The sequence below is a fragment of the Moorena sp. SIO3B2 genome, from assembly GCF_010692525.1.
GTDB classification, from domain to species: Bacteria; Cyanobacteriota; Cyanobacteriia; order Cyanobacteriales; family Coleofasciculaceae; genus Moorena; species Moorena producens.
Genome location: NZ_JAAHHE010000775.1, coordinates 1 through 1,833 on the forward strand (window position 1 = coordinate 1; position 1,833 = coordinate 1,833).

At 44.8% G+C, this 1,833-nt stretch carries 3 protein-coding genes; all 3 read right to left on the minus strand.

The genetic code is table 11. The features are described from left to right. On the minus strand, nucleotides 1-334 hold a 334-nt coding region (locus tag F6K38_RS40915), incomplete at its 3' end, for a caspase family protein (RefSeq protein ID WP_287360554.1). Nucleotides 335-370: 36 nt separating this feature from the next. Continuing rightward, complete coding sequence (locus F6K38_RS40920; protein ID WP_287360555.1) at nucleotides 371-499, minus strand: hypothetical protein; 129 nt, start codon at nucleotides 497-499, stop codon at nucleotides 371-373. Nucleotides 500-999: 500 nt separating this feature from the next. Next, nucleotides 1,000-1,275: a hypothetical protein gene (locus F6K38_RS40925; RefSeq protein WP_154659663.1), complete on the minus strand. Its 276-nt coding sequence runs from the start codon at nucleotides 1,273-1,275 to the stop codon at nucleotides 1,000-1,002. Between the last annotated feature and the right edge of the window lie 558 nt (nucleotides 1,276-1,833).

Consider the following 1,833-nt stretch of genomic DNA (forward strand, 5'->3'; position numbering starts at 1 on the left):
TGGGCAGATAACTATTAGTATCCCCCAGTAAAGCATCTTGAGGAATTAAGTAACCAGCCGGACCATCATCCCCATTGAGAGCGACTCCATGACCAGCAAAGTAAAATAATAAGCGGTCATTTTCAGTAACTTGTTCGGGTAAGGTATGGGATAAAAATTTGTTAAAGTTAGACAGAGTTGCCACTTCGTCTAGGCATTCCCAGACTTCGTAATCATGCTTTTTGCGGAGAATTTCCACTAATTTTTTGGCATCGTTTACGGCAGTGTTCAGGGGAGAAATGCCGTTTGTGTAGTTATTGATACCGATGATCAAGGCGAGATTGCGGGAGAACATGTTATTCTACAAGCACTTATAAAGATAACTTGAATACTAGTGATTGGGAGTATCCCATTTTGGCAAAAATATCTTTTTATAGCAGTCGCCAGCGATGCAGCGCGGTCTTGGGGAGCCAGTGCGGTCTTGGGGGTCTCCCCCATGAGCAACTGGCGTGGTTTCCACGGGGCTTACAAGGTGCGGACGCAGGTTCCGCACACAGCCCCTCCCCATGAGCGACTGCATCAAGACAGGGCAGTTAGAACATGACAAAAGTATTAAACCTAAGTAAGCGCAAGACTTTGACTCTCTTGGTGCGCATTCTGATGGTGATTAGAAATCACCAGGGTCGCACCGCTTCTGACTTCTGACTTCTGACTTCTGACTTCTGCTATATGTGGGCGGTATAATCACGCTCACACAGCAGTGGGATGCTCCCTATTTATTCCCCAAGATAATCTTTTGACTTTACGCAGAAATTAGTATTTTCGTAATAAATCTTTACCTATTGAGTTTGCAGGGTAACCTCATATTATTTTGTATTACAAACTACAGATAAAAGTTTTTTGATAGTATGTAAAACCGGAAATCTGCTGAATCAATGTCAATAAGCGGCCTCCATTATCAATAATCCCGAGATGATTGATAATCTGATTTGAGAAAACCGTTTTGAAAAATCCTAATGGCTAAAACCCTAGTAATATCATGTCGGCATAATTACCCTTAATAAAAATTTCCCCCATCTGACCATCTGACCATCTGACCATCTCCCGAGACTTCCCACCCTCCCCACCCTCCCTCACTTGGGTAGGTTTTTTACCTAGCAGGGCGAGTACGTACTGGCATTGGGAATAAATTTCGGAAAATATGTCGGAAAATCTCCCAGAATTTCCACCGATTACCGACCCATCTCCCGCTCTTCCCCTCCTGGTCGGGGTTAGGGGTGGGTTCCGATTAGCCATTCCCCATTCCCCATTCCCCATTCCCCATTACCCATTACCCATTCCCCATTCCCCATTCCCCATTCCCCATTCCCTATTACCTATCTCCAAAGTAAAAAACCTACCCTTGTCAGCCCCGCGCCCGGGTCCCAAAATTGATGGGTATTCAACCAGACTTGATATATAGCAGTCGCCAGGGCAGTTAGGACATGACAAAAGTCTCACACCCTTTGTAAGCGATGCAGCGCGGTCTTGGGGGTTTCCCCCATGAGCGACTGCATCAAGAAGCGCAAGAGTTTGACTTCTGACAAATGACTTCTGACAAATGACTTCTGCTATAAGTCGGTCAATCATGCTTCGCTCTTCCGAGTAGTAAACAGACTTTTCAAACACCATTCGATCAACCAAGTGATTAACTGGAGGTGATCTGAGTGTTACCTGAGTAGGCTTTGCGGGAATTCTAGAGATGTAATCCCTAAAATAGGCTGTAGGAAACTATGCTGTATGGAAATTCTCAATTGAATGCAAGACAACTGACCTAAAGGTCGGGTAAAAGCAGAATGGGCAAAGGAAAAAGGG